The sequence below is a fragment of the Streptomyces sp. NPDC051582 genome, assembly GCF_040681715.1.
In the GTDB taxonomy this organism is placed as follows: Bacteria; Actinomycetota; Actinomycetes; order Streptomycetales; family Streptomycetaceae; genus Streptomyces.
This window is the reverse complement of record NZ_JBFAZJ010000102.1, coordinates 1-1,693: the sequence shown is the minus strand read 5'-3', so window position 1 is coordinate 1,693 and position 1,693 is coordinate 1. Positions and strand designations below refer to the sequence as shown.

The window sequence follows — 1,693 nt, the reverse complement described above, 5'->3', positions numbered from 1 at the left end:
ACGAGGCGGGCCGCGTCCTCCAGGGACAGGACCCCGGCCGCGTGGGCGGCGGTGATCTCGCCGATGGAGTGGCCGGCCAGGAAGTCCGGCCGGACCCCCCAGGACTCGACCAGGCGGAACAGGGCCGTCTCGATGGCGAACAGGGCGGGCTGGGTGTAGGCGGTGCTGTTCAGCAGCGCCTCGTCCGAGCCCCAGATCACCTCGTAGAGAGGGGTGTCGAGGTACGTGTCCACCGCGGCGGCGACCTCGTCGAAGGCGCGGGCGAACACCGGGAACGCGGAGTGCAGTTCGCGCCCCATGCCCAGGCGCTGCGCGCCCTGGCCGGTGAACAGGAAGGCCGTGCGGCCGTCCCGGACCTGGCCCTCCACCACACCCGCGTCGGCGACGGCGCCCTCGGCGAGGGCCGACAGGCCGGACAGGAGTTCCTCGCGGTCCGCGCCGACGACGACCGCGCGGTGCTCGTGCGGGGTCCGGGTGGTCGCGGTGGAGTAGCCGAGATCGGCGAGCGTGAGCTCCTGGTCGGCAAAGACCCGGGCGTGCAGCCGGGCGGCCTGGTCGGTCAGCGCCCGCGCGGAGCGGCCCGACAGGACGACGGGGACCAGCGGCAGTTCGCTCCCGCTCCCGGTACCGTCGGGCTCCGCCGCCGGGGCCTCCTCCAGGATGACGTGGACGTTCGTACCGCTCAGGCCGAACGAGGACACGCCCGCGCGGCGCGGGCGCTCGCCCGCCGGCCAGTCGACGGCCTCCGTCAGCAGCCGGACGTTGCCCGACTCCCAGTCCACGTGCGGGGTCGGCTCGTCCAGGTGGAGGACCTTGGGCAGCAGGCCGTGGCGCAGCGCCTGCACCATCTTGATGACGCCGCCGACGCCGGCCGCGGCCTGCGTGTGGGCCAGGTTGGACTTGAGCGAGCCCAGGTAGAGCGGCTTGTCGCCGGCGGGCCGGCGGCCGTACGTGGCCAGTACCGCCTGGGCTTCGATCGGGTCGCCCAGCGTCGTGCCGGTGCCGTGCGCCTCGACCGCGTCGACGTCGGCGATGGTCAGGCCGGCGTTCTCCAGGGCGCTGCGGATGACCCGCTGCTGGGACGGCCCGTTGGGGGCGGTCATGGAGCTGGACGCGCCGTCCTGGTTGACGGCGGAGCCGCGGATGACCGCGAGGACCTCGTGCCCGTTGCGGCGGGCGTCCGAAAGCTTCTCCAGGACGATGACGCCCACGCCCTCCGAGCAGCCCGTGCCGTCGGCGTCGGCCGAGAAGGACTTGCAGCGGCCGTCGGCGGCCATGCCGCGCTGGTGGCTGAAGTACAGGAACATGTCCGGCTCGGTCATCACCGTGACCCCGCCGGCCAGGGCGAGCGTGGACTCGCCCGAGCGCAGCGACTGGGCTGCCAGGTGCATGGCGACCAGCGAGGAGGAGCACGCCGTGTCGATCGTCAGGGCCGGGCCCTCCAGGCCCAGGCTGAACGCGACGCGGCCCGTGACCAGGCTGCCGTCGCTCGTACCGGGACCGTAGTCGTGGTACATGACGCCGCCGAACACGCCCGTCTTGCTCTTGCGCAGGGTGTGCGGGGCGATGCCCGCGTTCTCGATGGCCTCCCAGGAGGCCTCCAGCAGCAGCCGCTGCTGGGGGTCGAGGGTCAGGGCCTCGCGCGGGGAGATCCCGAAGAGGGCCGCGTCGAAGTCGCCGGCGTCGTAGAGGA

At 73.6% G+C, this 1,693-nt stretch carries 1 protein-coding gene; it reads right to left on the bottom strand.

Annotation, left to right across the window (positions count from 1 at the left end; translation table 11 throughout):
- On the bottom strand, positions 1 to 1,693 hold a 1,693-nt coding region (locus tag AB0M92_RS39235), incomplete at both ends, for a type I polyketide synthase (RefSeq protein WP_366107186.1).